This window comes from Wenjunlia vitaminophila DSM 41686 (assembly GCF_000380165.1).
GTDB classification, from domain to species: Bacteria; Actinomycetota; Actinomycetes; order Streptomycetales; family Streptomycetaceae; genus Wenjunlia; species Wenjunlia vitaminophila.
This window is the reverse complement of record NZ_KB904634.1, coordinates 208,843-235,579: the sequence shown is the minus strand read 5'-3', so window position 1 is coordinate 235,579 and position 26,737 is coordinate 208,843. Positions and strand designations below refer to the sequence as shown.

Annotated in this window: 23 protein-coding genes; 14 read left to right on the top strand and 9 right to left on the bottom strand. The window is 72.7% G+C overall.

The genetic code is table 11. The features are described from left to right. Window positions 1-233: 233 nt before the first annotated feature. From A3IG_RS0100955 to A3IG_RS0100945, 3 genes are read left to right on the top strand one after another with little or no spacing between them, the layout of a single operon-like run. Entirely contained in the window at window positions 234-1,217 is a 984-nt protein-coding gene (locus A3IG_RS0100955) for a FecCD family ABC transporter permease (RefSeq protein WP_104530623.1), read from the top strand. Then, window positions 1,214-2,290 (top strand): FecCD family ABC transporter permease, encoded by a 1,077-nt coding sequence (locus A3IG_RS0100950; protein WP_018381663.1) that lies wholly within the window; start codon window positions 1,214-1,216, stop codon window positions 2,288-2,290. The genes A3IG_RS0100955 and A3IG_RS0100950 overlap by 4 nt, the downstream gene beginning before the upstream one ends. Window positions 2,291-2,292: 2 nt before the next feature. Further along, the gene (locus tag A3IG_RS0100945) at window positions 2,293-3,189 is read left to right on the top strand and encodes an ABC transporter ATP-binding protein (RefSeq protein ID WP_018381662.1); all 897 of its coding nucleotides are present in this window, start codon (window positions 2,293-2,295) and stop codon (window positions 3,187-3,189) included. A 48-nt stretch (window positions 3,190-3,237) separates the two neighbouring features. Here the strand turns inward: A3IG_RS0100945 and A3IG_RS0100940 are convergent, their stop codons facing one another. After that, window positions 3,238-4,560, bottom strand: a complete 1,323-nt coding sequence (locus A3IG_RS0100940) for a lysine N(6)-hydroxylase/L-ornithine N(5)-oxygenase family protein (protein WP_018381661.1) — start codon at window positions 4,558-4,560, stop codon at window positions 3,238-3,240. A 141-nt stretch (window positions 4,561-4,701) separates the two neighbouring features. Between A3IG_RS0100940 and A3IG_RS0100935 the strand changes: the two genes are divergently transcribed. The 5 genes from A3IG_RS0100935 to A3IG_RS0100915 all read left to right on the top strand — a co-directional run bounded on the left by A3IG_RS0100935 (window position 4,702) and on the right by A3IG_RS0100915 (window position 11,223). Continuing rightward, the gene (locus tag A3IG_RS0100935) at window positions 4,702-5,649 is read left to right on the top strand and encodes a methionyl-tRNA formyltransferase (protein ID WP_018381660.1); all 948 of its coding nucleotides are present in this window, start codon (window positions 4,702-4,704) and stop codon (window positions 5,647-5,649) included. Between the two features lie 146 nt (window positions 5,650-5,795). Continuing rightward, entirely contained in the window at window positions 5,796-6,668 is an 873-nt protein-coding gene (locus tag A3IG_RS0100930) for an SMP-30/gluconolactonase/LRE family protein (RefSeq protein WP_018381659.1), read from the top strand. A 260-nt stretch (window positions 6,669-6,928) separates the two neighbouring features. Further along, window positions 6,929-8,539, top strand: a complete 1,611-nt coding sequence (locus A3IG_RS0100925) for a hypothetical protein (protein ID WP_026219764.1) — start codon at window positions 6,929-6,931, stop codon at window positions 8,537-8,539. A gap of 297 nt (window positions 8,540-8,836) precedes the next feature. After that, on the top strand, window positions 8,837-10,543 hold the full coding sequence (locus A3IG_RS0100920) for a hypothetical protein (protein ID WP_018381657.1): 1,707 nt from the start codon (window positions 8,837-8,839) through the stop codon (window positions 10,541-10,543). Between the two features lie 197 nt (window positions 10,544-10,740). Continuing rightward, window positions 10,741-11,223: a DUF402 domain-containing protein gene (locus A3IG_RS0100915; RefSeq protein WP_018381656.1), complete on the top strand. Its 483-nt coding sequence runs from the start codon at window positions 10,741-10,743 to the stop codon at window positions 11,221-11,223. 137 nt (window positions 11,224-11,360) lie between these two features. Here A3IG_RS0100915 and A3IG_RS0100910 read toward each other — a convergent pair whose 3' ends face one another. From A3IG_RS0100910 to A3IG_RS0100890, 5 genes are all read right to left on the bottom strand, one after another. After that, on the bottom strand, window positions 11,361-12,347 hold the full coding sequence (locus A3IG_RS0100910) for a D-alanyl-D-alanine carboxypeptidase family protein (protein ID WP_018381655.1): 987 nt from the start codon (window positions 12,345-12,347) through the stop codon (window positions 11,361-11,363). Window positions 12,348-12,591: 244 nt separating this feature from the next. Next, on the bottom strand, window positions 12,592-13,398 hold the full coding sequence (locus A3IG_RS0100905; protein WP_157862244.1) for a zf-HC2 domain-containing protein: 807 nt from the start codon (window positions 13,396-13,398) through the stop codon (window positions 12,592-12,594). Then, window positions 13,391-13,939: an RNA polymerase sigma factor gene (locus A3IG_RS0100900; RefSeq protein ID WP_040910608.1), complete on the bottom strand. Its 549-nt coding sequence runs from the start codon at window positions 13,937-13,939 to the stop codon at window positions 13,391-13,393. Before A3IG_RS0100900 ends, A3IG_RS0100905 begins: the two co-directional genes overlap by 8 nt. A 233-nt stretch (window positions 13,940-14,172) precedes the next feature. Then, window positions 14,173-14,427 (bottom strand): hypothetical protein, encoded by a 255-nt coding sequence (locus A3IG_RS0100895; RefSeq protein ID WP_018381652.1) that lies wholly within the window; start codon window positions 14,425-14,427, stop codon window positions 14,173-14,175. 83 nt (window positions 14,428-14,510) lie between these two features. Continuing rightward, window positions 14,511-17,618 carry an alpha-N-acetylglucosaminidase gene (locus tag A3IG_RS0100890; protein WP_018381651.1) on the bottom strand — a complete coding sequence of 1,036 codons (3,108 nt, stop codon included), beginning with the start codon at window positions 17,616-17,618 and terminating at the stop codon, window positions 14,511-14,513. 349 nt (window positions 17,619-17,967) lie between these two features. Between A3IG_RS0100890 and hppD the strand changes: the two genes are divergently transcribed. The 5 genes from hppD (at window position 17,968) to A3IG_RS28070 (ending at window position 23,615) form a co-directional block, all read left to right on the top strand. Next, the gene (hppD, locus tag A3IG_RS0100885; RefSeq protein ID WP_018381650.1) at window positions 17,968-19,044 is read left to right on the top strand and encodes a 4-hydroxyphenylpyruvate dioxygenase; all 1,077 of its coding nucleotides are present in this window, start codon (window positions 17,968-17,970) and stop codon (window positions 19,042-19,044) included. After that, complete coding sequence (locus A3IG_RS0100880; protein ID WP_018381649.1) at window positions 19,041-20,267, top strand: alpha-hydroxy acid oxidase; 1,227 nt, start codon at window positions 19,041-19,043, stop codon at window positions 20,265-20,267. The genes hppD and A3IG_RS0100880 overlap by 4 nt, the downstream gene beginning before the upstream one ends. Beyond that, entirely contained in the window at window positions 20,264-21,178 is a 915-nt protein-coding gene (locus A3IG_RS0100875) for a phytanoyl-CoA dioxygenase family protein (protein WP_018381648.1), read from the top strand. Before A3IG_RS0100880 ends, A3IG_RS0100875 begins: the two co-directional genes overlap by 4 nt. Further along, window positions 21,175-22,497: an aminotransferase-like domain-containing protein gene (locus A3IG_RS0100870; RefSeq protein ID WP_051087338.1), complete on the top strand. Its 1,323-nt coding sequence runs from the start codon at window positions 21,175-21,177 to the stop codon at window positions 22,495-22,497. Before A3IG_RS0100875 ends, A3IG_RS0100870 begins: the two co-directional genes overlap by 4 nt. Before the next feature lie 122 nt (window positions 22,498-22,619). Next, window positions 22,620-23,615, top strand: a complete 996-nt coding sequence (locus A3IG_RS28070) for a DMT family transporter (RefSeq protein WP_018381646.1) — start codon at window positions 22,620-22,622, stop codon at window positions 23,613-23,615. On the opposite strand, the gene A3IG_RS0100860 is transcribed toward A3IG_RS28070, so the two are convergent. The 3 genes from A3IG_RS0100860 to A3IG_RS35615 all read right to left on the bottom strand — a co-directional run bounded on the left by A3IG_RS0100860 (window position 23,600) and on the right by A3IG_RS35615 (window position 26,136). Beyond that, the gene (locus A3IG_RS0100860; protein WP_018381645.1) at window positions 23,600-24,433 is read right to left on the bottom strand and encodes an endo alpha-1,4 polygalactosaminidase; all 834 of its coding nucleotides are present in this window, start codon (window positions 24,431-24,433) and stop codon (window positions 23,600-23,602) included. The two genes, A3IG_RS28070 and A3IG_RS0100860, sit on opposite strands and share 16 nt — an antisense overlap. A gap of 13 nt (window positions 24,434-24,446) precedes the next feature. Further along, a complete protein-coding gene (locus A3IG_RS0100855; RefSeq protein WP_407701001.1) occupies window positions 24,447-24,848 on the bottom strand; it encodes a hypothetical protein in 402 nt (133 codons plus the stop codon). A gap of 166 nt (window positions 24,849-25,014) precedes the next feature. Then, the gene (locus tag A3IG_RS35615; protein ID WP_157862245.1) at window positions 25,015-26,136 is read right to left on the bottom strand and encodes a site-specific integrase; all 1,122 of its coding nucleotides are present in this window, start codon (window positions 26,134-26,136) and stop codon (window positions 25,015-25,017) included. A gap of 154 nt (window positions 26,137-26,290) precedes the next feature. On the opposite strand from A3IG_RS35615, the gene A3IG_RS0100845 reads away from it, so the two are divergent. Further along, a complete protein-coding gene (locus A3IG_RS0100845) occupies window positions 26,291-26,731 on the top strand; it encodes an Lrp/AsnC family transcriptional regulator (RefSeq protein ID WP_018381642.1) in 441 nt (146 codons plus the stop codon). Window positions 26,732-26,737 lie beyond the last annotated feature (6 nt).

Genomic DNA, 26,737 nt, shown 5'->3' with positions numbered 1-26,737 from the left:
CACAACGGGTCACGGCGCATACTAAGGTAAGGTTTACCTAATTTGAAAGAGGGTCACTTCGGGGTGGAAGGGCCGTGACCGAGCGCCCCCGCCACCGTGAACCCTCCGACGACACCCCATCTGACCTGGGAGCCAGCGGCGGTGACGACGTGTCGCACGTGACGGAACCACCCTCCGGGCGCGAACGCGCCGGCCCCCCGGGGCCGGCCACGCGCCGACTCTGGGCGCTGCTGCTGGGCGCCACGGGCGTGCTGCTCCTGCTCTGCGCGCTCTCCCTCGCCGTGGGCGCCCGGCACATCCCGCCCGGCGACGTGTGGCAGGCGCTGGTGGACCCCCACGACCCGGAGGTCGAGGCCGTCGTCCGGTCGGTGCGGGTCCCGCGCACCCTGCTCGGGCTCAGCGCCGGCGCCGCGCTCGGCGTCTCCGGGACGTTGATGCAGGCGTTGACCCGCAACCCCCTGGCCGACCCCGGCATCCTCGGGGTCACCGGCGGCGCCTCGTTCGCGGTGGTGCTCGCCGTCGGGGTGCTCGGCGTCAGCTCCCTCTACGGCTACGTCTGGTTCGCGTTCGCCGGGGCGCTGGCCGCCGGCGCCCTGGTGTACCTGCTCGGCGGGGTGGGCCGGACCGGCATGACCCCGGTCAAACTGGCCCTCGCCGGGATGGCCGTCACCGCCATGCTCAACTCGCTGACCAGCGCGGTGACCCTCACCGACACCGAGGCGCTGAACCGTCACCGGTTCTGGGCGGCAGGGTCCTTGGCCGGGCAGGAGACCTCCGTGGTGCTGCGGCTGGCCCCCTTCCTGGTGTGCGGGCTCCTGGGGGCGCTGGCGCTGGCCCCGGCGCTGAACAGCCTGGCGCTCGGTGACGAGGTCGCGGTCGCCCTGGGGCGCAGGACGGGCTGGGTCAGGGTCCAGGGCGCCGTGGCGGTGACGCTGCTCACCGGCGGGGCGGTCGCCGTGGTCGGGCCACTGGTCTTCGTCGGCCTGGTCGTCCCGCACCTCGCCAGGGCGCTGACGGCTCGTGCCGGCGTCGGCCCCGACCACCGCTGGCTGCTGCCGCTGTCCATGGTGATCGCCCCCGGCCTGCTGCTCGCCGCGGACGTCCTGGGCCGCCTCGTCGCCCAGCCGGGGGAGATGGCCGTCGGCATCGTCATGGCCTTCCTCGGTGGGCCGTTCTTCATCGCGCTCGTCCGCCGCCGTCGACTCGCGGAGCTGTGACCGTGACCCAGCAGCCGATCCCCACCCGCGAGGTCGCCGGCCGCACCGTGGTCCGGCTGACCCGCCCGCGGGTCTCCGTGGTGCTGCGACCCAGGCTGCTCCTGGCCAACGCCGGCCTCGCGGTCGCCGTGGGCGCCGTCTTCTGCCTCGGCGTCGCCAGGGGCGGGCTGTCCGTGCCCGTCCTCGACGTGATCCCCGCGCTGTGGGGTTCCGGCGACCGGACCACCCTGCTGGTCGTCCGGGAGCTGCGCCTGCCCAGGGCGCTGGTCGGGCTGCTCGCCGGTGCCGCGTTCGGACTGTCCGGCTCGTTGTTCCAGAACCTGACCCGCAACCCCCTGGCCAGCCCCGACATGATCGGTATCACCCAGGGTGCCGGCGCCGCGGTGGTCGCCGGGATGGTGCTGGGGGTCGGTCCTGGTCTCGGCACCCAGACCCTGGGGCTCGTCGGCGGGTTGCTGGTCGCCGCCCTCATCTACCTGCTCGCCTGGAACCGCGGCACCACCGGCTACCGCATCGTCCTGGTCGGCATCGGGATGTCCTGGATGTGCACCAGCGCCACGGAGTACCTGCTCACCGAGGCCGAGATCCACGAGGCGCACAAGGCACTGGGATGGCTGGTCGGCAACCTCAACGGGCGCACCTGGACCCAGGTGCGCCCGCTCGCCCTCGCCGTGGCCCTGCTGTTCCCCGTCGCGCTGCTGCTGCACCACTGGGTGCGCACCCTCCAACTCGGGGACGAGGTGGCCACGGGCCTCGGCACCCCGGTGCAGACCGCCCGGCTCGCCCTGCTGCTGACCGGCGTCGCCTTGGTCGCCTTCGGTACCGCCGCCGCGGGCCCGGTCACCTTCGTGGCGCTGGCCTCGCCACAGATCGCCCAGCGCCTGTGCGGGACCGCGGCCCCGCCGCTGCTGGCCTCCGCGCTCACCGGCTCCCTGGTGGTGCTCTGCGGCGACCTGGTCGCCCGCGAGCTGCCGGGCACCGAACTGCCGGTCGGCGTGGTCACCGGGGTGCTGGGCGCGCCCCTGCTGCTCTGGCTGCTCGTCCGTGCCAACCGTGCCGGTTCAGGAGGCTGATCGTGACCACCGGGACAGCGTCCAGCGGTTCCCCCCGCCCGTCCGGCGACCCGCGTCGCCCCGGGGCCGGTGCTCCCGACCGGGGTGGCGCGGGAGGCCGGGCGGAACTGCGCGCCACCGGCCTCACGCTCGCCTACGACGGGCGGGTCGTGGTGAACGACCTGGACCTGGCGGTGCCCCCGGGCCGGATCAGCGTCATCGTCGGCGCCAACGCCTGCGGGAAGTCCACGCTGCTGCGGGCCCTGGCCCGGCTGCTCACCCCGAGGTCGGGCACGGTCACCCTGGACGGGCGGGCCCTGGCGTCCATCCCCACCCGCAGGCTGGCCCGCCAGCTCGGCATCCTCCCGCAGTCACCGGTGGCCCCCGCGGGACTGACCGTCATCGACCTGGTGAGCCGGGGCCGCGCCCCGCACCAGACGCTCTGGCGGCAGTGGTCGGCCGCGGACGAGGAGGCGGTGCTCGGCGCACTGCGCGCCACCTCCATGGAGGAGCACGCCGAACGGCCGGTGGACGAGCTCTCCGGGGGCCAGCGGCAACGCGCCTGGATCGCCATGGCGGTCGCCCAGGGCACCGAGGTGCTCCTCCTCGACGAGCCCACCACGTTCCTGGACCTGGCTCACCAGATCGACGTGCTCGACCTGATCGTCGATCTCAACCGTCAACAGGGCCGCACCGTGGTGATGGTCCTGCACGACCTCAACCAGGCGTGCCGCTACGCCGATCACGTGATCGCCATGCGTTCCGGCGGCATCGTGGCCCAGGGGCCCCCGGCCGACGTGATCGACGCGGAGCTGGTGCGGACGGTCTTCGGACTGCGTTGCCAGGTCACCGCCGACCCGGTCAGCGGCACCCCCCTGGTGGTGCCGATGGGCCGGCACCACGGGGCCGAGCCGGGCTGAGGCCGGCGGCTTGGCGCCCCGGACCGGCTGCGCTCCAGGACGGCTCGTCTACTCGCCGGCCATCGCGTAGGGCCGGCGGGCCGGTCGGCGGTCCAGCAGGGAACGCAGGATCTCGCCCACCCGCACCGCGGTGTTGGACAGCAGCGACGAGGTGATGCCGTGGGAGTGCTCGGTGCCGCCCTGGAGGTAGATCCCGCAGCGCAGTCCGGGCCCGGTGCGCACCCGGTAGTCCCGTTCCACCACGAGCCGCCCGGCGTCGTCCCGGTGGCAGTGCCGCGCCGCCGGGCCGAGCAGCCGGCCCGGGTCCATCGGACGGTAGCCGGTCGAGCAGACCAGCGCGTCCGCGTCGAGCACCGTCGTGGCCCCGGTGGCGCTGGACTCCACCGTGACCCGCACCCGCGACCCGGTGTCCACCACCTCGGCGAGCCGGGCGACGTTGAACAGCCGCAGCCGTGCGGTCCCCAGCACCTTCTCCCGGTAGACCCGGCGGTACAGGTCGTCGATGAGGTCGGTGTCCACCACCGAGTAGTTGGTGTTGCCGTGGTAGCGCAGCAACATCTCCTTCACCTCCTCGGGAGCGGCGTGGAACAGCCCCACCGCCTCCGGGTCGAAGATCCGGTTGGCGAACGCCGAGTCGTCCGCGGGGCTGTAGCCGTACCGGGAGAACACCGCGCACACCTCCGCCCGGGGGAACTCCCGGTGCAGGTGCGCCACCGCCTCCGCCGCGCTCTGTCCGGCGCCCACCACCACGAACCGGGAGGGCGCGGTGCCGGCGCGCTCGGCGATCCGGGGCAGCAGCTCACTGGTGTGCCAGACGCGGTCGGTGCGGACCACGCCGTCCGGCAGCCGCGGGACGAGTCCGGTGCCGATCACCAGGTTGCGCGTCCGGTGGCGGACGGGCGCCGCCGATCCGGCCGCGCGGACCACCACGTCGACGCAGGTCCCCTCCGCCGCGGGTTCCACCGCGACCACCTCGTGGCCGTAGTCCACCACCGGGGAGACCCGGTCCGCGGCCCACCGCAGGTAGTCGTGGAACTCCACCCGAAGGGGGAACAGCGTCTTGTGGTTGATGAAGTCCACCAACCGGTCCCGTTGGTGCAGGTAGCTCAGGAAGCTGAAGTCGCTGGCCGGGTTCCGCAGGGTGACCAGGTCCTTGAGGAACGAGACCTGCATGGTGGCGTCGTCGATCAGCATGCCCCGGTGCCAGCCGAACTCCCGCTGCCGCTCCACGAACCGCGCCCGGACGGCCCCGCTCGTCCCCACCCGGGCGTTGTGCTCGCTGACCGCGACGGCCAACGCGAGGTTGGAGGGGCCGAAACCGACACCGACGAGGTCGTGGACGTCGACCTCGCCGCCGGAAGGAGCTGACATGACTGTCCCATCGCTCGGCGGACACCGGAACCCGGCGGCCGTCCCAACGTGCCGACGCCGTCCGGGCATTGCTTAGTTAGGTAAGGCTTGCTTAACTTGACGCGGATCGTCAATCCCCTCCCGGAACGAGGAGTTCCCCTCATGCGCGTCGCCCTGTTCGGCTACCAGACCTGGGGACACCGCACTCTGACGGCCCTGCTCGGGTCCGGGCACCAGGTGGTCCTCGTGGTCACCCATCCCAGGAGCGACCACGCCTACGAGAAGATCTGGGACGACTCGGTCGCCGACCTCGCCCGCGACCACGGAGTCCCGGTGCTACTGCGGAACCGCCCCGACGACGAGGAACTGATGGCGGCGCTCAGGGCGGCGGACCTGGACCTCATCGTCGCCAACAACTGGCGCACCTGGCTGCCGCCCGCCATCCACACCCTGCCCCGGCACGGCACCCTCAACGTGCACGACTCGCTGCTGCCCGCCTACGCGGGCTTCTCCCCCCTGATCTGGGCACTGATCAACGGCGAGCCCGAGGTCGGGGTCACCGCGCACCTGATGAACGACGAACTCGACGCCGGTGACATCGTGCTGCAACGCGCCGTTCCGGTGGGGCCCGAGGACACCGCCACCGACCTGTTCCACCGCACCTGCGACCTGATCGGTCCGATCGTCACCGAGTCGCTGGCACTGATCGCCTCCGGGCGCACCGACTGGACCCCCCAGGACCGCGGCAGGGCCAGCTTCTTCCACAAGCGGGCCCTGAGGGACAGCCTGATCGACTGGACCTGGCCGGCCGCCGCCATCGAACGCCTGGTCAGGGCCCAGTCCGACCCCTATCCCAACGCGTTCACCCACCACCGGGGGCAGCGGCTGCGGGTGCTGTCAGCCCGGGTCTCCCGCCAGGCGTACGGCGGTACCCCCGGCCGGATCTTCATCCCGGAGGACGACGGGGTGGTCATCGTGACCGGGGCGGACGCCCACCGCGGGCGGAACCCCGGACTGGTGCTGCGCCGGGTGCGCACCGAGGACGGCAGGGACCTCGACGCCCTCGCGTACTTCCGCACCATGGGCGGCTACCTCACCGACCGCCCCTGAACGGCGGCGACGGCCCGGGGCCGCCCGCCCGGACCAGCGCCCGGTGGGCGTTGCCCCGGCCGGGAGCCCCGGATACGTTGTGCGTCGTACCGAACGACGGGTCGACCCGGCGGAACCGCCAGCGCGACCAGGTCCCCGGAGGCCCGATGAACAGCGAAACCCCCGACCGCCTGCCCGTCCCGGCCGCCGAGTTGGCAGAGGGCCCGACCTGGGACCCGGTGGGCAACCGGCTGGTCTGGGTGGACATCCTGGGCTGCGAGGTCCACACCACCGACCCGAGCACCGGCGAGGACACCGTCCTGCGGACCGAACAGCACGTGGGGGCGGCCAAACCCCGGGCCGGCGGCGGTCTGGTGGTGAACCTGCGGGACGGCGTCGGCACCTACGACGCCGCGGGAGGCTTCGCCTGGCTGCACTACGACCCGGTGCCGGGGCGCCGCGGCAACGACGCCGCGGTGGACGCCCTGGGCACGCTGTGGGCCGGCAGCATGCGCTACGACAACGCCCCGGGCGGCGGCGCCCTGGTCCGGGTCGCCCCGTCCGGCGCCGCGGTGACGGTACTCGACGAGGTGACGTGCAGCAACGGGCTGGGCTGGAGCCCCGACGGGCGGCTGATGTACTACGTGGACACCCCCACCCGCCGGATCGACGTCTTCGACGTGGACCCGGACAGCGGTGACGTGCGGAACCGCCGTCCGCTGGTGGTGCTGCCCGACGACACCGCCGGTTCGCCCGACGGCCTGACCGTGGACGCCGACGGCTGCGTCTGGGTGGCGCTCTGGGACGGGTACGCCGTGCACCGCTACGCCCCGGACGGCACCCTCGACCGGGTTCTCGACCTCCCGGTGCAGTTCCCCACCGCCTGCGCCTTCGGTGGCCCCGGGCTCCACGACCTGTTCGTCACCTCGGCCTCCCTGGGGCTCGACCGGACGGCCCGCGCCGAGCAGCCCCTGGCCGGGTCGGTTCTCGTCATCCCCGACGCGGGCCAGGGGCTCCCGGGGCACGCCTTCGCCGGCTGAGCCCGGGGCCTGCCGACGCCGGGCCGGGCCCCTGTGCTCATGTCAACAAGGCGACGGCCCGGTCTCTCGAGCGGGATTCGAGCGTCCTTCGGTCGCCGCGCCGGCCGACGCGCCCGTGGATGTGCCATGGTGTCAGTGGCTCGCGGGGAGCCGTGTCAGTGGTCGAAGTCATGTTCATGTTGCCCAGGACGTGACAGACCCCTGCCCGGCGGGAATCACCATCTCGTGGACGCGTCCACGGGAACCCCGGGGGAGGGCGCATGGCTGGTTCGACAGGGGGCCCGGAGCACGCTCCGGACACTCCGGACGAGGTCCGGCGGCTCGCGGGATCAGGGCCCAGGGCGCCGGTGACCGATCCCACCGTGGGCGTTCCGCTGCGGCCCACCTGGCAGGGCGCACCGAGGCACCGCCTGGTCACCATCGGCGACTCCCTCACCCACGGCTTCCAGAGCGGCGCCGTCTTCGCCACCGACCTCTCCTACCCGGCGATCATCGCCCACGAGCTGGGCTGGAGCGAACACTTCCGGCGGCCGAACTACCCCGGACTCGGCGGACTCCCGCTCAACATCGAGGTGCTGCTGCGCGACCTCGAACGGCGGTACGGCGCCGAACTGGACTGGTGGGAGGCGCCAGGGGCGGTCTTCCACGCCCGGGACCTGATGGACAGGGTGGAGGACTACTGGGAGCGCGGCCCCGGCACCGTCCGGCCCCTCACCCAGGGGATCAACCACAACCTGGGGATCTACGGCTGGGACCTGCGGGACGTGCTCGACCGCACGGCCAAGAGCTGCGCGGACGAACTGCGCAGGCCCAAGGACCACCTGCTGAGGCAGGTCATCGAGCACAACAACGCCCGCGCCGCGCTGCGGGTCCTGCCGTCGATGACCCCGGAGGAGCGTTCCCTGACCGTCCCCGCGGCGGCAGCCCAACTCGGCGAGGAGGTCGGTGGCCCGGGCGGCGACCCCGACCACGGGGTGGAGACGCTGGTCGTCTTCCTCGGCGCCAACAACGCCCTGTCCGCGGTGAGTCAGCTCAAGGTGGTCTGGAGCGACGACGGCTATGACGACCTCGAGCGCAAGCGCGACTTCACGGTGTGGCGGCCCAGCCACTTCCGGGCCGAGCTGGCCGAGCTCGCCGCGCAGGTGCTCGCCATCCGGGCCAGGCACGTCATCTGGTGCACGGTCCCGCACGTCACCATCGCCCCCATCGCGCGCGGTGTGCGGGCCAAGGTCCGCCCGGGTTCCCGGTACTTCCCCTACTACACCCGCCCCTGGATCAGCGACGACGACTTCGACCCGGACCAGGACCCCCACCTGACGGGAGCCCAGGCGCGGGACATCGACCTGGCCGTGGACCAGTACAACGAGGACATCACGGCCGTGGTGCGGGCGGCCCGCCGCGAGGGCCGGGACTGGTTGCTGCTGGATGTCGCCGGGGTCCTGGACCGCCTCGCCTGCCGGCGTTACCTGGAGGACCCGCTGGCCAGGCCCGACTGGTGGGAGCCCTACCCCCTGCCGCCGGAAGTGGCCGCCCTCGACCCGCCGCCCGACTCCCGGTTCCTGTCCGTGGACGGCGGCCGTCGCTGCCGCGGCGGGCTGTTCTCCCTGGACGGGGTGCACCCCACCACCGTCGGCTACGGCCTGATCGCCCAGGAACTGATCAACGTCATGCAGGGGGCGGGCGTGGAGTTCCGCCGCCCTGACGGCCGCACGCCGCGCACCGCGCCGGTCACCGTGGACTTCCGCCGGTTGATCAGGCGGGACACGTTGATCAACCGGCCGCCGGCGAACCTGGACTCCTCGCTGTCCGTGCTGGCCTGGGGCGACGAGGTGCTGGACCTGTTCCGTCGCACCCTGCGCTTCCGGTTCTGACCTGCCGCCGACCCCCGTTGCCCAACGGGTCCCGGTGTGGGGACCCGTACTGGGGTGACTGACGAGCCGCCAGCCGCCAGGCCCGGTTCACCCACCACGAGCGGTACCCGCCTGCCCGCGCTGCCCCATCGCGCGGCACGGTGCGCGGGTCACCGCGCCACGGCCGCCGCGCGGGGCCGAGAGGTGCACCCCCGGGACCGATCCCGCCCCGCGCCCCGCCACCCCGGCCCGAGAGGCCCTCTCGAGCCGTCCGTCCTGTGCGGACATGTCATTTCGCAACTCAGGAGAACACGATCCATGGGTCACCACCATCACCCTCACGGACACCACCACGACCACAGCCACCACGAGCACCATGGGTCCACGGACCTGCCGGAGCTGCTGGACACCTCGATCCCCGACTCCGAGCTGGACCCCAAGAAGGTGTCCCGGCGGGGGATGCTGCGCTCCGCCGGCCTGCTGGGGGCCGCGGTGGCCGCCGGCAGCGTGCTGCAGGGCCAGGGGACCGCGGCGGCCGAGGACAGCGGGGGCGCCGCCACCACGGAGACCAACAGCGGCGGCTACCAGTGGCTCACCGGTGACCACCACATACACACCCAGTACTCCCCGGACGGCAAGTACCGGGTGATCGACCAGGTGCGCCAGGGCCACCTGCACGGCCTGGACTGGATGGTGATCACCGACCACGGCTACGACGCCCACGTCAAGATCGGCGTGGACAAGATCAACCCGGAGATCAGGACGGCCCGGCAGGAGTACCCGAGGGCGCTCGTCTTCCACGGCCTGGAGTGGAACATCCCGGCGGCCGAGCACGGCACCGTGATCATTCCCCCCAGCTCCCAGGAGGTGTCGGTCCTCAAGGACTTCGAACTCGCCTACGACGGCCTCGTCAACCGGGCCACCAGCTCCACCCCCACCAACGAGGCGCTGGCCATCGCCGGCGTCAACTGGCTCGCTGACGCCGTGCGCGCCAAGCGCATCCAGGACGCGCTGTTCGTCGCCAACCACCCGGCGCGCCGCGGCATCGACTCCCCGCACGAACTGCGTGCCTGGAGGGACACCGCACCGCACATCGCCGTCGGCATGGAGGCCGCCCCCGGGCACCAGGCGGCCGGCATCCCCAAGCCGCTCGGTCCGGGACAGGCCCGCGGCCTGTACGGGATGGAGCCCACCGTGGACTCCTTCCCCGACTACCCCGCGGAGTGCTACCGGACCCACGGGGGGTTCGACTGGATGACCGCCACGGTCGGCGGCCTGTGGGACAGCCTGCTCGCCGAGGGCAAGCCCTGGTGGATCACCGCCAACTCCGACTCCCACACGGTGTACGCGGACACCACGAAGGTCGGCCCGGGCAGCGACTTCGCGACCAACGGGAAGCTCAACGACCCGGTGTACAGCGGCACGCTCGACCTGGATGGCGTGGACTTCTGGCCCGGCCAGTACACCCGCACCCACGTGGGAGCGGACAGCTTCGGGTACCTCGCGGTCATGGCGGGAATCCGGGCGGGCCGCGTCTGGGTGGACCACGGCGCGCTGCTGAAGGACCTGAACATCCGGGCCCGGGGCGGCGGCCGGCTGGCCGGCCTCGGCGGCACCCTCACCGTCGCCCGCGGCACCAGTGTGGACCTGGTGATGGACATCACCCCGGCCAACCGGCCCAACTGGGCCGGGTTCGTACCCAAACTGGCCAAGGTGGACGTGATCCAGGGCGCGGTGACCGGACCGGTCAGGGACAAGGACACCTTCACCACCCCCAGGACCCGGGTGGTGAAGTCCTACGACGCCAGCACCCAGACCGGGGCGTTCCGGCTGGTCTACTCGCTCGGTCCGGTGGAGGAGCCGTTGTACCTGCGGGTGCGCGGCAGCGACGGGAACCGCACCGCGCCCGGCCTGATGGGGGCCGACGTGGACCCCGCGGGCCCCGCCCAGGACGTCGTCGCTGACGCCGACCCGTGGCTGGACCTGTGGTTCTACGCCAACCCCATCTTCGTCGTGCCGGTCTGACCGACACCCGGCGGCCACGTCGGCGGACGTGGCCGCCGTCCGGCGGCGGACGGCACGCCAACCGACTCGTCCAGCGGTGGGGGCCGCGACGAGCACGGGGCGGGCAGCCCCGGCCAACGGTATGCTGCCGCCGCCGGAGGCACCGCCCGACGGCGAGGGCCGGTTCGGTGGCGACGTCTGTGCGACGGAGGTGCGTCGTGTTCGGCAGTTCGGTTGACGTGGTGCTGGTGAAGGCCGGCCGCACCAAGCTCCGCTATCCCGCGACCGTCGTCTCCGACGACGGCACCCGGCTCACGGTGCGCGCGGCCTGGGCCGCCGAGGGGGCGCGGGACTTCGGCTTCGTCCGCTTCGAGCCGGGTGACGTCCTCACCGAGCACTACTGGAGGGACCGCTGGTACGCGGTGAAAGAGGTCCGCGCGGGCGACGGCACGCTGAAGGGCTGGTACTGCGACGTGACCCGCCCGGCCGCGATCGCCGGCGGGGAGGTGGTCTCCGAGGACCTGGACCTGGACCTGTGGGTCTCGGCGGACGGTGCCACCGTGCTGCGCCTTGACGAGGACGAGTTCGCCGCGAGCGGCCTGGCCGACCGGGACCCGGCGGCGGCCGACCACGCCCGTCGGGCCCTCGACGAGCTCGAACTGCGGGCGAACGGCGCCGGACTCGGGGACCTGCTGGCGTAGCACGCGGGCGCCCTGCCCCACGCGGCCCGCTCCCCGGCGGGCTGGGTCCTTCGGCCCGGGACGAGGGACCGCCGCCCCTGGCGGGGCGGCGGTCGTGCTCGGGCACCCCCGCGGGGGTGCCCGAACGGGGACGGACCCTAGTCCTGCTGGGCGCCCGCCGGGAGCTGCCGCAGCGTCATCGTGCTCGCGGTGCTGCTGCCGTAGGCGTAGTCCAGTAGCTTGGCCGCGTCGGTGTACCGGTTGGTGTCGTTGAGGACCACACCGGCCACCACGTGGCCGTTGCGGCTGGCGGCGAAGACCAGGCAGGGCCCGGCGGCGGTGCCGGTTCCGGTCTTGATGCCGATCGCCCCGGTGTAGGAGCCCAGCAGCTTGTTGGTGTTGTACCAGGTGTAGGTGCGGCCGTTGGTGGCCCTCTGCACCGACTTCTTCTTCGTCGTCACCGCGCGCAGCGTCTTGTTGGTGATCGCGCGCCTGGCGAGCCTGGCCATGTCCTGCGGGGTGGAGTAGGTGTAGCCGTTGGGGGAGATGCCGTCGAAGGAGTCGAACTTGGTCCTGGTCATCCCCAACGCCACCGCCTTGCTGTTCATCTGGCTGATGAACGAGGTGGTGCGGGCCTTGATGCTGGTGCCCCGGCCGAAGGTGTCGGCGAGCGCGTACGCCGCGTCACAGCCCGAGGGCAGCATCAGCGCGTCCAGGAGCTGGCGAACCGTCAGCTTGTCCCCTGCCTTGAGGTCCGCCGTGCTCGCCCCCTCGCGGACCACGTAGTCGCGGTAGGTCTGCTTGATGGTGACCAGCCGGTCGAGGTTGAGGTTGGACTGCTCCAGGACCACGATCGCAGTCATGATCTTGGTCGTGCTGGCCAGTGGCCGCTTCGTGGTGCCGGCCTTGCTGTACCGCGTCCTGTTGGCGCTGACGTCCAGCAGGTAAGCGCCCTTGGCCGAGATGCTGGGCAGTGTCGCCAGGGTGGAGGCGGACGACGAGGTCGCGGTGGTCGTCGCCGTCGAGGTCGACGGCTGTGGCGAGTCGGCCGCGTAGGCCGACACGGCCGGTGCCCCGGTCACCAGCAGGCCGGACGCGATGACCGCCGCGCCGAGCCGCTTCGCTCCGGAGGTACGAGATATCACCTGTGCTCCGCTTCTTTCGGGTGGAGGTTTCCGGTGCACATCGTCGCAGCGGGAAGAGTGGGCAGGCGCACGGGGGAGCGAATTCCGGTATCACGTCGCCGAAGTGTTACCGCCCACGCCGTTTCCGCGCCGGAACCACTGGGGAAACCAGGGGTTCCGCTCGCGCTGGCGCGGCGCCACGGGCGTGGACGAACCCCGGCGCGCGGGTGCGGCGGGCGGCTGGGGTTCGATCGAGCGGTGCGTCTCAGCCGAAGTGGGCGGTCAGTACCGGAGTGTCTGACTGGATGAAGGCAACCGACTGGATGTCGCTGACCCGCACGGGGATCTTGCCGCCCCAGGCGATCGCCTTCGTGGACGCCTCGAACGGCCGCAGCGCCAGGCAACGGCCGTCCTTCGACAACAGGTGCACCTGGTAGTTGCCGGGGTCGGGCGGGCTGCGGAAGGTGGCGTAGACCCAGGAGGGCTCGCCCTGGTAGGCGAAGAGGGTCCCGATCTCGGTTCCCTTGCGGGTCCGCAGCGGTGCGGCGCTGAGCCCCTGACCGTGTGCCACCTCCAGGGTGTGCCGGTAGGCCGCGGCCAACTCCCGGTCGTCCTCGGTGGCCCGCCAGACGAGACCGGCGGCGAGCAGGGCCAGCGCGACCGTCGCCGCTGCCACCACGCCCAGCAGGGTCAACCGGTTCCGGCCCGGCGGTGGGAGCCAGGCCAGGCGCGACCAGCGCGACGGACGCCCGGGGGGGACCGCGGAGGCCGCCACCGGGGCGGTGGGCGCCGGGACGGGCGACGGGACGGGCGACGGGACGGGCGCGCCGGCGTCGTCCTCCTCGTTCAACCGGGCCAGGACGGAGCACTCGAAGCCGGTGCCTGGCTCCTCCTCCGGGACGAGCAGCAGCAACTCGTCCATCAGGTCCGTGGTCGCGGCCAGCTCACGCCGGCAGTCGAGACACCTGCCGAGGTGCGCCAGGGCGTCCGCGCGCTCGTCCCCCGCGGCCGTGCCGGCCGCGAGCTCGGGGACGAGTTGCCGCGTCACCGCGCACTCCGGCCGCTCAGTCATCAACCACTCCCAGCACATCCCGCAGCTTCGCGAGGCCGCGCCTGATCCGGGTCTTCACCGTACCCAGCGGGATGCCCTCCTTCTCCGCGATCTCCCTGGCCGTCATGCCATGGAACACCGATAGCACGATGGGCGTGCGCTGTTCCGGGGGAAGCGCCCGCAGCGCCGTGCGGAGGTGCTCCCGCTCCGCGTAGTCCGACGCCGTCTCGGTGCCGCTCTCCCCCGACACCAGCGCCGCGGTCAGCACGTGCGGGTCCATGGGACGTTCGCCGCGCAGCCGGAGCGTGTCGATGGCGAGGTTCCTGGTGATGGTCAACAGCCAGGTGGCCACCCGGCCCCGGCGCGGGTCATAGGTGGCGGCGTGCCGCCAGGCGCGGACGAACGCCTCCTGGGCCACCTCCTCGGCCACCGCCCGGGACCCGACGATGGCCATCGCCATGCCGAACACCCGGGACTGGTAGCGGCGCACGAACGCCGCCGTGGCCTCGGGGTCCCGGGTGGCCATTCCGGCCAGTAAAGACTCGTCTGTCAGCGCTCCCACCGGTCTCCTGCCCCACGCGTGGACATCGCTCCCGCCCTCCTGTCGTCGCCGCATCATGTCGGAGCCGGCCCGCCGCGTCGACCGGGTCCGCCCCGAGCCGGTCGTCGGACACGGCCAGCGGTGGCCCGGAGCCCCCGGCGGTGGGCACCGCCGGGGAGGACGTCGTACACCTCCTGGGCGGGGTGGGCCCGGGCGGTCCCTTCCCCCTCCTGCGGGGACAGCGCCGCCACGGGTCACACCGCCCGGGGCCCCGCGGCGGAGAGGGAGGAGTCCCAGTCCGTCCGCGGGTTCGGCCCCTGGGCACCGGTGCCGGTGGGCGGTGGGGTGACGGGGAGGGGCCGACGGTGCCGCGGAGTGCGGTGGAAGGGGGCGCCCGGACCCGGGCCCTCCTCCGGCGCCGGGTACGGGCGCCCCGCCCGCTGCCGGGGGTACCCGAGTCGCAGACCCGGCGGGCCGGCACCGGTCAGCCGGTAGTCGGTGGCTTCCACGCGGTTCCTCCGAGGTCGTCGCCGAGGTGTGCCCCCTTGCAGGGGTTGTACGGCGGCGACACCCGGAGGGATTCACCCCGCTGTCACGAGTTGACGGTGAAACCGGTGAACTCCACCAGCCCCCTGGCCCCGCTGCCGCCGTTGGCCGCCGACATGAACAGGCCCACGTCCTGTCCGCCGGCCGTGCCGCCGGGCGCGGTGACGGTGGCGACGGTCCGCCAGGTCACCCCGTCGTCGGTGGAGAACTCGCCGGTGTACGCGGCGCCGGACCGGGTCAGCCGCAGGGTCACCGGGGCCTTGACCCCGGTGACCCGCCGGTAGGTGTCCAGGGTTCCGTCGCCGTTGGCGTCGAACGACAGCACCACGCCGTTCGCCGGGGTCACTGACAGGTTCACGAACCCCCGGGAGCCGGCGGTCGCCAGACTGTCCCGGACGATGATCCCGGCCCGCGCCCACGGACCGGTGACGGCCTGGCTGTCCACCCGGGTGGTCACCGAGGTCCCGTCGCCCATCGCGCCGGCCCGCACGATCGCCCCGAAGTGGGCCTGCGCGGTCCACAGGTCGTTGCCCGCGCCGTCGATCGCGTACCGCTCACCGAGCTGCCCGAAGACCGCGTCGTTGTTGGTGACCGTGGTCAGCGCCGCGTCCAGCGGCCCGGCCACGTAGAGGCTGCCCGAACGCACCGTCCGCACCCGGGGCTGGCCCTGCGGCCCGTAGGTGGCGGTCAACTCGTACGGCAGCGGGCGCAGCGGGCGGTCGAGCGGCCCCTGGGGTGCGGTGGCCTGCCACCGCACCGTTCCCTGCCCGCCCGCGGGGACCTGCGGCAGCCAGGTCGGGCCCTCGGGCCGGGCGTCGGGACCGGTCAGCTCCAGGTCCACCCTGCCGGTGGGGGCGAGACCGTTGACGTTGGTGAAGGTGGCGGTGAGCAGGGTGAGCCGGTCGGGGGACAGGGTGGTGGGCTCCGCGCTGATCGTCACGTTCCCCTGGTGGGGGGCGCGGGCGAGCACGTCGCGCACCCGCTGCGCCGCCGGGTGGGGGAGCGCCACCGGCCGCTGCGGGTAGGGCGTGCGGTCCCTGGTCCACGGCTCCTCCATGGCGTACCAGTCGATCGACCTGGGGGCCCTGCCCTCGACCAGCGCGTCCTCCAGCTCCGTGAAGTACCGCTGCCAGCGGGGCAGGTAGAAGTCGCTGATCAGGCCGTGCCACTCCCGGTTCGCGTACTCGGCCAGGTCGCCGGCGTCCGCCGCCGCCCGGTGGCCCCAGGTGGTCACCAGCACCCGGGCGGTGCGCTCCAGCTCCGCCGACTCCGACGCGCTCGACGCCATGCGCTGGGCGTCGGCCAGCCAGGGACCGAGCAGGAAGTGCCGGTGGGTGCCGGCGAGTTCGTCGCTGAGCCGCATCAGCCGCAGCCACAGCTCGGTGATGTCGCGGAACGTCTCCAGGTCCTTGCGCGCGTAGGCCGTCCTGAGCACCGGCAGCAACTGCCGGCTCCGGTTGGCCAGCGCCTGGCGGGCGACGTCCACCAGGTCCTGGCGGTACGAGTCCCGCTCCCGCAGCTCCGGGCGCACCCGCAGCAACTCGTCCAGCGCGGTGTCCAGCACGGAGGGGTCGTACGTGAGCGTCTGGGGTGCGAACACGGCGGCCGAGTTGGCCGTGAGCGAGGGGCGTGCCTGGAACAGGCTGTCGTGCGGGTCGCTGCGCTGGCGCGCGGAGTGCTGGTACGCGCTGAGGTGCAGCGCCGACCAGGCCTTCCTGGCGTGTCCGTCGCGGTCTCCGTAGCGCAGGTCCGCGTACTCCGCGAACCACTGCTCGGCGTCCATGGGCTCGTCCCGCCAGGCCAACTCGCTGAAGAACTCGAACGCCGCCGGGTCGCGGTCCACCGCCTCGGGGAGGTAGGCGGTGCCCACCAGGGCGCTGCCGGGCTTGTCGCGCCAGGCGAAGTACCTGTCCAGCCACCGGTGGGTCCTGGCGCCGAGGGTGGTGCGTCCGCCGTAGTTGGGGATGGTGCCGAACGCGTAGGGCGTGCCGCCCCAGTCCACGTCCCGGTCGGCCTCCGCGTCGTACCGGTCGGAGAGCCCGTCCACGATGAGCATCTGCTGCTTGTCGATCGCGTCGAGCAACTGCCGGCGCGGGTTGTTCTGCCAGCCCAGGATCACCCAGGTGCTCTGCGGGTGGGCGGCGCGCAGTGCCCGTTCCACGCCGCGGGCCGCGTCCCCCACCGGGACGTCACCGGGGGTGCCGCCCTCGTGCAACAGGTCCATCTTGAAGTACCGGGCCGATCCGAACAGGTCCCTCTGGTGCCGGTAGAACGAGGCGGCGAACTCCCCGAACACCGCCGTGCGCGGGTCCTGCCAGTCCGGGCGGCGGAACCCCTGCCACGTGCCCTGGGGCACCACCCGCGCACCGGGGTTGCGGTCCACGAACCCCTCCGGAACCTGCCCGAAGTAGCCGGGGAACACCGGTTCCATCTCCAGGGCCCGCAGCCGCTCCGCGATCCGTTGGCCCAGCTCGATGCGGGTGGCCAGCAACTCCTCGCTGATGGGTCCGCCGTAGCCGCTGAGGTTCTGCAACAGCCACCAGGGCTGGTGGGTGGGGGCGGGAATCCAGGCCCGCGCCTCGGCGTCGGAGTAGCCGAATTCCATCAGTGCCCGGTGGTAGACCGCCTCCATCCCCGCGATCACCAGGACCTCGTTGCAGCCGTGCAGGGCCAGCACGTCGATCAGCCGCTCCCAGTGCGACCAGTCGCCGTACGGCCTGGTGTAGCCGTCGTTGGTGTCGTTCAGCGCGAACCGGTGTGGCACCGTCGTCCGCTGCCGCAGGGTCTGGCCCACCGCGGGCAGCGTGTCCGGCAGGTCGAGTTGGTCGTTGGTCCAGGAGACCTGGGCCCGACACACGTATTTCAGGTACCAGTGGACACCGGTCAACAACGTGGTCGGGGAGGTGCCCCGCACCTCGATCCGTCCGGCGGGGCCGGAGACCACGAACTCCTCCTGGGAGTCGGAGCGCGGGACCGGAACGAGCTGGAACTGCGCCGCGTGGGTGGGGCCGAGCAACCGCACCAGCGCCTCGTTCGCCGAAGCGGTGGCGAACGGTTGGTCCGTGGCGCCCGCGGGCGCGTAGCCGCCCAGCGCGGTGCCGGCACCGAGGATGGCCGCCGTGCCCAGCACGGTGCGCCTGGAAAGCTCCGTCATCGTTCGCTCCCTTGGCTGAAAATGTGTCAGCGGAAGTGGCAGGGAGCACCGTAACGACCGGCAACTTTGCAAAGCAACAAAACTGACATGGGTGCATAAATATGCGGTTCATGTTTGAGTTGACTTCTGGTCAATATTGGTCGTGATCTTGTCACATTGACACTCCGGACCGCCCAGGCCCAGGATTCCTGAGTACTGCCCGCTGTCGTTACGACACACCACGTGAGATCCACGAGCACTGCGTCGGCGGCGAATGGGGGATCGGTACCGGCCACGCCGCCATCGCGGCATGTCCTTTCCCTCTCCGACCGGTGCCCGACGCATCGCCTGGAGGAGAGCGGTTTTGCGCATGCCATTAGATCTGGGGCTCGGACACATCGAGTTCTTCGTCACCGACATCGCCGCCACCGGAGCCGACCTGGTCGCACGGTACGGATTCCAGCCGGTCGGCTGGGCCGGATCACGGGGGGCCGAGGGGGACAGCTACTCCCTCGCGCTGCGTCAGGGAGCCATCTCACTGGTGCTGACCAGGGGACTCAGCCAGGACCACCCCGCCAGCCGCTACGTCCTGGCCCATGGGAACGGTGTCGCCGACATCGCCCTGACCACCGGAGACGTCCCCGCGGCGGTGCGGGAGGCGACCCGCGCCGGCGGCCGGGTGGTGGCCGGCCCCGACACCCTCGCCGACGGCAGCGTCACCGCCACCATCAGCGGTTTCGGGGACGTCACGCACACCCTGGTGCAGCGGTCCGCGGACACCCCGGACGGGCTGCCGCCGGGCTTCACCCCGGTTCCGGACCTCCAGGACCAACCGCGGACCCACCTGCTCAACGCCCTGGACCACCTCGCGGTGTGCCTGGAACCCGGGCAGCTCGAACCGACCGTGCGGTTCTACGAGACGGTCCTCGGCTTCACGACGATCTTCACCGAGCACATAGCCGTCGGCCGCCAGGCGATGAACTCCAAGGTGGTGCGCAGCGCCGCGGGTGAGGTGGTGCTGACCCTGATCGAGCCGGACACCTCCGCCGCCCCCGGACAGATCGACGAGTTCCTCCGGGACCACGGCGGCCCCGGCGTCCAGCACCTGGCGTTCCGCACCGACGACGTCGTCGGGGCCGTGGGGACGCTGCGAGAGGCGGGGGTGCGGTTCCTGAGCACCCCGGACGCCTACTACGACCTGATGCGCGGGCGCCTCGAACTGGTCGCCCACGACGTGGAGCAGCTCCGCGACCTGAACGTCCTGGCCGACGAGGACCACGACGGTCAGCTCTTCCAGATCTTCACCCGTTCCACCCACCCGCGCGGCACCCTGTTCTTCGAGGTCATCGAACGGTGCGGGGCGCGGACCTTCGGCAGCGGCAACATCAAGGCGCTCTACGAGGCCGTGGAGGCCGAGCGGCTCAGGGCCCAGGGAACCCCGGCGTGACCCCCGACGCGGCCGCCGTCACCCCCTCCCCGCCCGTCCCCGACGCCGTCGGGCGCGCCCTGCGTCTGGACGACCTCGCCGACGCCGCCAGACGGGCACTGCCCCGCGACGTGTGGGACTTCGTCAGCGGCGGCAGCGGCACCGAGTCCGCCCTCGCCGGCAACCGGGCCGCCTTCGACCGGCTGCGCGCGGTGCCCCGGGTGCTCGCCGGCCAGCCCGAGGGCCCCGGGGCGTGGGACCTGGTCGGCGTCCGCGCCCGGCTCCCCCTGGCCATCGCACCCATGGCCTACCAGCGGATGCTGCACCCGCGGGGAGAACTGGCCACCGCCGGGGCCGCGGCAGCCGCCGGGGTCCCGTTCACCATCAGCACCCTCAGCAGCCAGCGCATCGAGGACATCACCGCGCTCGGCGGCACGCCCTGGTTCCAGCTCTACTGGCTCCGGGACCGGGGGCTCGTGCACGACCTGGTCCAGCGGGCCGAGGACAGCGGGTGCCGGGCGCTGATGGTCACCGTGGACGTCCCCCGGATGGGCCGGCGGCTGCGGGACATCCGCAACGACTTCGCCCTGCCGGTCGGCGTCAGCGCGGTCAACCTCAGCCCCGAGGTCGCCCGCGGACCCCAGGACCGCCGGGCCGGGGCGTCCGCCGTCGCCGACCACACGAGCTCCGCCTTCGACCCGACCCTGAGCTGGGACGACCTGGCCCGACTGCGGGAGCGGACCCGGCTGCCGCTGATCCTCAAGGGAGTGCTCCACCCCGACGACGCCGACCGGGCAGCCGACCTGGGCGTCGCCGCCCTGGTCGTGTCCAACCACGGCGGCCGACAGTTCGACGGCGCGGTGGCCTCCGTCGACGCCCTCCCCGCGGTGCGCGACGCGGTCGCCGGGCGGTGCGCCCTGCTGCTGGACAGCGGGGTGCGCCACGGGACCGACGTGCTCAAGGCCCTGGCGCTGGGCGCCAGCGGGGTGCTGATCGGCCGCCCCGCCCTGTGGGGCCTGGCCGCGGGTGGGCAGGAGGGGGTGCGTACCGCGCTGTCGCTGCTCGACGAGGAACTGCGCGAGGCCATGGCCCTGTCCGGCTGCGCCGACCCGTCCGCCGTCCGGCGCCTGCGGCTGGTCAACGGGCCGTGCCACACCCCCGACGCACCGCCCCGGGCGCGCTGGGAACCGATCTCGTCCCCCGTCCGCCCGGAGGGCGGGGCATCCACGGAGGAACCCCGATGACGACGAACCCGTTCGTGCTCACCGACACCGAACTCGACCTGCTGCCCACCGACGAGGACGTGCGCTTCTACCAGGAACACGGCTGGTACCTGAGCAAGAAGCTGCTCACCGATGACGAGGTGGACGCCCTGACCCGGGCCAGCGACGACTTCTACGCCGGCCACCGCGACCACCCGCTGCCCACCCACCCCCCGCGCATCGCCTACTGGACCCCGGAGCACGGCGAGGTACAGCGGCACAACGACTACGTGCACGTCGAGGTGGACGCCATCCGCCGCGTCCTCACCAAGCCCTTGATCGGCGCGGTGGCGGCCCGCCTGGCCGGCGCCGAGGCGATACGGGTCTTCCAGGCCACGATGATCTACAAGCCGCCGCGGCCCGAGGAGCAGAGCAACATCGTGCCCTGGCACTTCGACAAGCACTACTGGTCCACCAGCACCTCGGAGCGGATGCTCACCGCCTTCATACCGTTCCACGACTGCACCGAGGAGATGGGCACCATCACCATGGTGGACGGCAGTCACCAGTGGAAGGAGATCGGCGCGGACGACTCGGTGACCCGGCACTTCGCCGACCGGGACCGGTCCGAGCTGGAGGCCATGCTCGCCGCCAACGCCGAGCACAACGGGGCCGAGGTGACCAAGGTCCCGATGGTGATCCCCCGGGGACACATGAGCTTCCACCACTGCAAGACCTACCACGGCAGCGGAGCCAACCGCAGCGACCGGCCCCGTCGGGCCATCTCCCTGCACCTCCAGGACGGCGACAACCGTTGGCAGCGGTACCCCCTGGCCGACGGGTCGGTGCTCAGCTACAACCACGACCACGTGGTGCGCCGCGACGCGCAGGGCAACCCGGACTACACCGACCCGCGCTACTGCCCGCAGACGTGGGCGGGCCCGACCGCATGACCAGCCGTGTCGAGCCGGCCGTGGCCGCCGGGCGCCTCCACCTGCACGACCTGCACCCGTCGCTCGGCGATCCGGCCCTGCTGTCGATGAACTTCCTCAACGAGGTGGCCAACCGGTTCCCCGACGCCGTCTCGTTCGCGCCCGGTCGGCCCAGCGAGGCGGGGTTCGACGTCGCGGACCTCCACCGGTACCTGGACCGCTTCTGCGACCACCTGGCGCGGGACCTGCACTACGACGACGAGCGGGTGCGCCGCACCCTGTTCCAGTACGGCCGCACCAAGGGCGTCATCCACCACCTGATCGCGAGGAACCTGGCGGTGGACGAGGGGATCGAGGTGGACCCGGAGTCCATCGTGGTGACCGTGGGCTGCCAGGAGGCGCTCTTCCTGACGCTGCGTGCCCTGCGCGCGGACGAACGGGACGCCGTCCTGGCCGTCTCCCCGACCTACGTCGGGCTCACCGGGGCGGCCCGGCTGCTCGACATGCCGGTGCTGCCGGTGCGCGAGGACGGCACCGGGGTGGACCTGGACGACCTCCGGGCGAAGATCGGCACGGCCAGGCAGGCCGGCGTCCGCCCCCGGGCGCTGTACCTGGTGCCGGACTTCTCCAACCCGGCCGGGGTCAGCCTGTCGGCGGCGACCCGCCGGGAGCTGCTGCGGGTCGCCGCCGACGAGGGGGTGCTGCTGCTCGAGGACAACCCCTACGGCCTGTTCTCCGCCGACGGGACCCACCCCCCCACGCTCAAGGCGCTCGACACCGAACGCGGCGTCGTCTACCTGGGTTCGCTCGCCAAGACCTGCTTCCCCGGGGCCAGGATCGGCTTCGCCGTCGCCGACCAGCGGGTCGTGGCCGCGGACGGCACGGAGTCCCTGTTCGCCGACGAGCTGTCAAAGGTCAAGAGCATGCTCACGGTGAACACCTCGCCGGTGAGCCAGGCGGTCGCCGCGGGCAAGCTGCTCGAGCACGACGGCAGCCTGCTGCGGGCCAGCGCCCGGGAGGCCGAGATCTACCGGAAGAACCTCGCCCGGGTCCTCGACGGGCTGCGGCAGCGGTTCGCCGGGGTCCCGACGGTGAGCTGGAACACGCCGGCCGGAGGGTTCTTCGTGGTGGTCACGGTGCCCTTCGCGGCGGACGATACGCTGCTGGAGCACTCGGCACGGCGGCACGGGGTCCTGTGGACGCCGATGAGCCACTTCTACGAGGGCGACGGCGGACGCACCCAGCTCAGGCTGGCTTGCAGCTCGTTGACCCCGAGCGAGATCGACGAGGGCCTGGACCGGCTCGCCGCCCTGGTGCACGAGCGCCTGGCCGTCGGATGACGGCCGCCCGCCGCCGCGGGCCGCGCCACCCGGGGCACCGCCCGCGGCACTGAGCAACCCCCCGCACCACCCCTGACGCCACGCCCGTTCACCGTCATCGGGCCAGTAACGAAGGAGAGTTGATGGCCGGCGCCCCCGCATCCGGGCCCACGGTGCAGCGCAAGACCCTGCCCGTCCTGCTGTTCGCGCTGATCGTGGCGTTGTGGGGCTCCACCTGGATCGGCATCCAGCTCCAACTCGGCAGTGTGGACCCGGCGGTGTCGGTGGCCTACCGCTTCCTGCTCGCCCAGGCGTGCATGTTCGCGTGGTGCTTCGCCCGCCGGTTGCCGTTGCGGTTCCCGGGGACCACGCACCTGCGGTTCGCCCTGGTCGGCCTGCTCCAGTACTGCGGCAACTACGTGCTCTTCTACTACGCCTCCGACCACATGGTGTCCGGCCTGGTCTCCATCGTCTTCGCCCTGTCGGTGGGCTTCAACATCCTCGGCGGGGTGGCGTTCCTCGGACGCAAGGTCACGCTGTCCGTGGTCGCCGCGGCCGGCTCCGGGGTGCTGGGGCTCGTGTTGGTGTTCTGGCAGGAGATCTCCGCGGCGGGCGGCTCGGACACCCTGGCCATCGGGGTGCTGCTGGGGGTGGGCGGCACCGCCTCGTTCTCCCTGGGGAACATCGTCTCGGCCAAGAACCACCAGGCGGGGCTGCCGGTGGTGCAGGCCACCGCGTGGAGCATGCTCTACGGCTCGCTGTTCACCTCCCTCGGCTGTCTGGCCACCGGCCAGCGGTTCACCGTGGAGATGAGTTGGTCGTACCTCGCCGGACTCGCCTACCTCGCACTGTTCGGCTCCGCGTTCGCCTACGTCGCCTACCTCACCCTGCTCGGCTGGATCGGCCCGGACCGCGCCGCGTTCGCCACCGTGGTCTTCCCGCTGGTGTCCCTGCTGCTTTCGACGATCTTCGAGGACTACTCGTGGTCGGCGCTGGCCTTCGTCGGGGTCGCGGTGGTGCTGGCCGCCAACGCGGTGATCCTGGTCGGTCCGCAGCTCAGGACCGCGGCGCTGGCCCTGGCCCCCGGCCGGAAGGAGGTCGCCGCGACCCGGGCCGCCCCGGGTCAGCAGGAGCGGTGAACGTAACCGGGGTCACCCGGGGTGGACACCGCGAGGTCCCGCTGGACCACCGCGAGCCGTTCTCCCCAGGTGTCGCACGCCCGGCGGAAGTCCACCGTGCGGTACTCCACGTCCAACACCCGGCCGGGGTAGGCGTCGAGGTAGGCGCCGCACTCCCGGTACCGCGCGCAGTCCTCGACCACCGCGAAGTCGAAGCCGATCCGGGAACGCCGGTCGAGCAGCTCAACGGTGTTCTTCTGGGCGGCGGCGAGGCCGCGCAGGTGGGCTCGGCGCACCAGCAGTCGGGCCATGTCGGCGGCGTGCTCCTGGGTGAGCCGACCCCCTGAGCGGGAGTACGAGTCCAGGTTGTCGAACTCCACGGCCTGGAAACCGTTGCTGGCGCAGCCGTCGGTCCAGCCGCCCACCACCGTGGCGACGCGTCCGCGCTTCGCCGCGGTGGACAGGTCGAGCAACGCCTCGTCCCAGTCGCGGTCGATCACCAGGGAGCCCTGCTCGTCCCTGAGCAGCAGGTCGGGATGGTTCCGCCGCCACCAGGCCAGCTCGTCGGGCTGCGCCTGGAAGGCGTTGACGTAGCAGATGGAGTAGGCGCCGGGCGCCGGCCGGTCCCTGCGGTCGCGGGCGACCACCCGGACACCGTCGGCCGGCGGGTAGCCCTCGGTGATCTGGTAGTCGAACGCGCCGCCCGTGGGGGGCGGTTCGACCGCGGGTCGCGGCGGCGTCTTCGTGGTGGGCTCCGGGGAACAGCCGCCGGCCAGGAGGGCGACGGTGGCTACCGCGGCCATGGCCAGTGCGGCGGCGACCCGGTCGGAGGTACGCACGTACGGGAAGGTATCAGCCGTGCCGGGGCACCCTGATGGGGCGGCAGACGGCGCCGCTGGCGTGGGAGAACGGCTGCGTCCTCCAGTCGAGGCCCTCGGGGAGGGTGAGCAGTGCGGCGGCGACGTGCTCGTCCTCGGTGTCCAGGACGTCCACCACCGGGCCCGCGTCCTCCACCGGGCGCCCGGAGCCCCGGCACACGCTCAGGCCGAACGGGTTCCAGGGTGTGGGACACAGGGCGTGCTCGGGCAGCACCTCCTCGTCGGCCAGGAGCGCGATCGGCTGCCGGCAGTCGGGACAGACCACGCGGAAGATCTCCCACATGTCCTCATCGGTCGTGCCCGTTCCTGCGAAACCGTCACCGGGGTCGGCGGACTGGTCGCTGGTGGATGGGCGCAATGGCTCAGAACTGCGCATGACTTCCCCCTCGAGGTGGGCCTGGCGGGCCTTCTGCCTCGGCCATAGCGAGCATTTCCCGTCCCGTGACCTGGCTAATCCCGTGGTCTCACGCCGTGGATCGCACTCGGTGTGGCGTTCGTCACACGAAGCGTCACCGAGCTGCCCGCCGGCCACCGCGCGGCGGTCACGGCGGGCTGGTGCGGGGGTCCTGGAGGACCGCCCTGCGGAGCTGCTCCAGGCGGTAGGGCAGCGGCTCCCAGCCGGCACGGCCAGCCATCTCGGCGTTCAGCCGCACCACCGCCCGGGTGTAGGCGCGGGCCAGACCACGCGGCATCAACGGCATGCCGGCAGGGCGCCGACTGGCCCTCCCGTCCTCGTCGAGGACGCCCGCGTGGTTGCTCCGCACCGACACCCACAGCGCCGTCTTCGCGCCCTGCAGACCGGCCACCAACTCCTCGCGGGCGGGGAGCCAGTGCCGAAGGGCCGCGCGGGACGGCGCGGACAGCGGCAACACCTCGGTGACCGGCGGACTCACCGACCGGGCCTGGGGGCGGCGCACGATCCGCACCGTCGTGAGGTCATCCGCCAGGTCGTCCACGCGCAGGGCGCACAACTCACCCGCCCGTGCCCCGGTGTCGAGCACCACCCCCACCAGGGCCAGCAGGCGCACCCGCCCCGCGTCCGCGTCCCGGTGCCCGGCCTGGTCCGCCAGGTGCCGTCGCAGCAGCGACCGCTGCCGCGACGGCACCACCGGCCTGGGGTCGGGCGCCACCGGCCGCTGGGCGGGGGGCGGCGGCAGCCCCGCCGCCCCCGCCACCAACTCCAGGCAGTCGGCGCGCACCCGCATGCTGGCGTCGGACACCCGGGCCGGGTCCGGCACCACCCGGGTACGCAGCTCCCCCCGGCGGGCCAGGGCCAGGTAGGCGGTCACGGCGGGGGAGTCGAGCAGAGCGGCCAGTGAGGCGCCCGCGCCGGCGGGGAACTCCCGGTGCCCGCTGGCGCGCCGGATCTCACCGGCGACCCAGCGGAGCTGACGCGCCCGCGCACCGCTCACCCCGGGGCGCTCCACCAACTCGCCCACCACCCGGTCCAGCTCGGCGAGACCGGCGTCGCGGGGGCCGCCCGCGTCGCCGGGCCCCCCACGACCACCGGGCCCACCGGACCCCCCGTTGATCCCCCCACCACCGGTGTCCGCCGCACCGCCGGTGCCGTCCGCTCCGTCCCTGCGCGGTCCGCGGGGACCCGCGGGCCCGGAGGAGCCCGGGCTGTCCCCCCGCACGCCGGAGAACCTGGTCACAGCAGCCATGGGCGTCAAGGTAACCGGCACCTCCGACAGCCCGTGCCGTCCTCCGGGGGCACCTCCCCGTCCGGCCGGCGGTCCGGTGCGCGGGGTCCACGGATCGAGACCGCGCAGCTCGGTGGGTGCGCCGACCCCGCTGACCCGAGTAGGTTGATCCGCTGTGGAGGACCTCGACCGGCAGATCGTACGACTGCTCCTCGCCGACGGGCGGATGAGCTACACGGACCTGGGCAGGTCCACCGGCCTGTCCACCTCGGCGGTGCACCAGCGGGTGCGCCGACTCGAGCAGCGGGGGGTGATCCGCGGCTACACCGCGGTGGTGGACTGCGAGGCGGTGGGGCTGCCGCTGACCGCGTTCATCTCGGTCAAGCCGTTCGACCCCAGCGCCCCCGACGACCTGCCGGAACGGCTCTCGCAGGTGCGGGAGATCGAGGCGTGCCACAGCGTCGCGGGAGACGAGAACTACATCCTCAAGGTCCGGGTGGCCGCCCCCGGCGAACTGGAGCACCTGCTGGCCAGGATCAGGTCCCTGGCCGGCGTCTCCACCCGCACCACCGTGGTGCTCAGCACCCCGTACGAGGCCAGGCCGCCGATCACCTGACCGGTC

Coding starts and splice junctions, on each gene's coding strand:
- A3IG_RS0100940 (WP_018381661.1), bottom strand. CDS start 4,560: ATGTCAGCTCCTTCCGGCGGCGAGGTCGACGTCCACGACCTCGTCGGT.
- A3IG_RS0100935 (WP_018381660.1), top strand. CDS start 4,702: ATGCGCGTCGCCCTGTTCGGCTACCAGACCTGGGGACACCGCACTCTG.
- A3IG_RS0100930 (WP_018381659.1), top strand. CDS start 5,796: ATGAACAGCGAAACCCCCGACCGCCTGCCCGTCCCGGCCGCCGAGTTG.
- A3IG_RS0100925 (WP_026219764.1), top strand. CDS start 6,929: ATGGCTGGTTCGACAGGGGGCCCGGAGCACGCTCCGGACACTCCGGAC.
- A3IG_RS0100920 (WP_018381657.1), top strand. CDS start 8,837: ATGGGTCACCACCATCACCCTCACGGACACCACCACGACCACAGCCAC.
- A3IG_RS0100905 (WP_157862244.1), bottom strand. CDS start 13,398: ATGACTGAGCGGCCGGAGTGCGCGGTGACGCGGCAACTCGTCCCCGAG.
- A3IG_RS0100890 (WP_018381651.1), bottom strand. CDS start 17,618: ATGACGGAGCTTTCCAGGCGCACCGTGCTGGGCACGGCGGCCATCCTC.
- hppD (WP_018381650.1), top strand. CDS start 17,968: ATGCCATTAGATCTGGGGCTCGGACACATCGAGTTCTTCGTCACCGAC.
- A3IG_RS0100875 (WP_018381648.1), top strand. CDS start 20,264: ATGACGACGAACCCGTTCGTGCTCACCGACACCGAACTCGACCTGCTG.
- A3IG_RS0100870 (WP_051087338.1), top strand. CDS start 21,175: ATGACCAGCCGTGTCGAGCCGGCCGTGGCCGCCGGGCGCCTCCACCTG.
- A3IG_RS28070 (WP_018381646.1), top strand. CDS start 22,620: ATGGCCGGCGCCCCCGCATCCGGGCCCACGGTGCAGCGCAAGACCCTG.
- A3IG_RS0100855 (WP_407701001.1), bottom strand. CDS start 24,848: ATGCGCAGTTCTGAGCCATTGCGCCCATCCACCAGCGACCAGTCCGCC.
- A3IG_RS35615 (WP_157862245.1), bottom strand. CDS start 26,136: ATGGCTGCTGTGACCAGGTTCTCCGGCGTGCGGGGGGACAGCCCGGGC.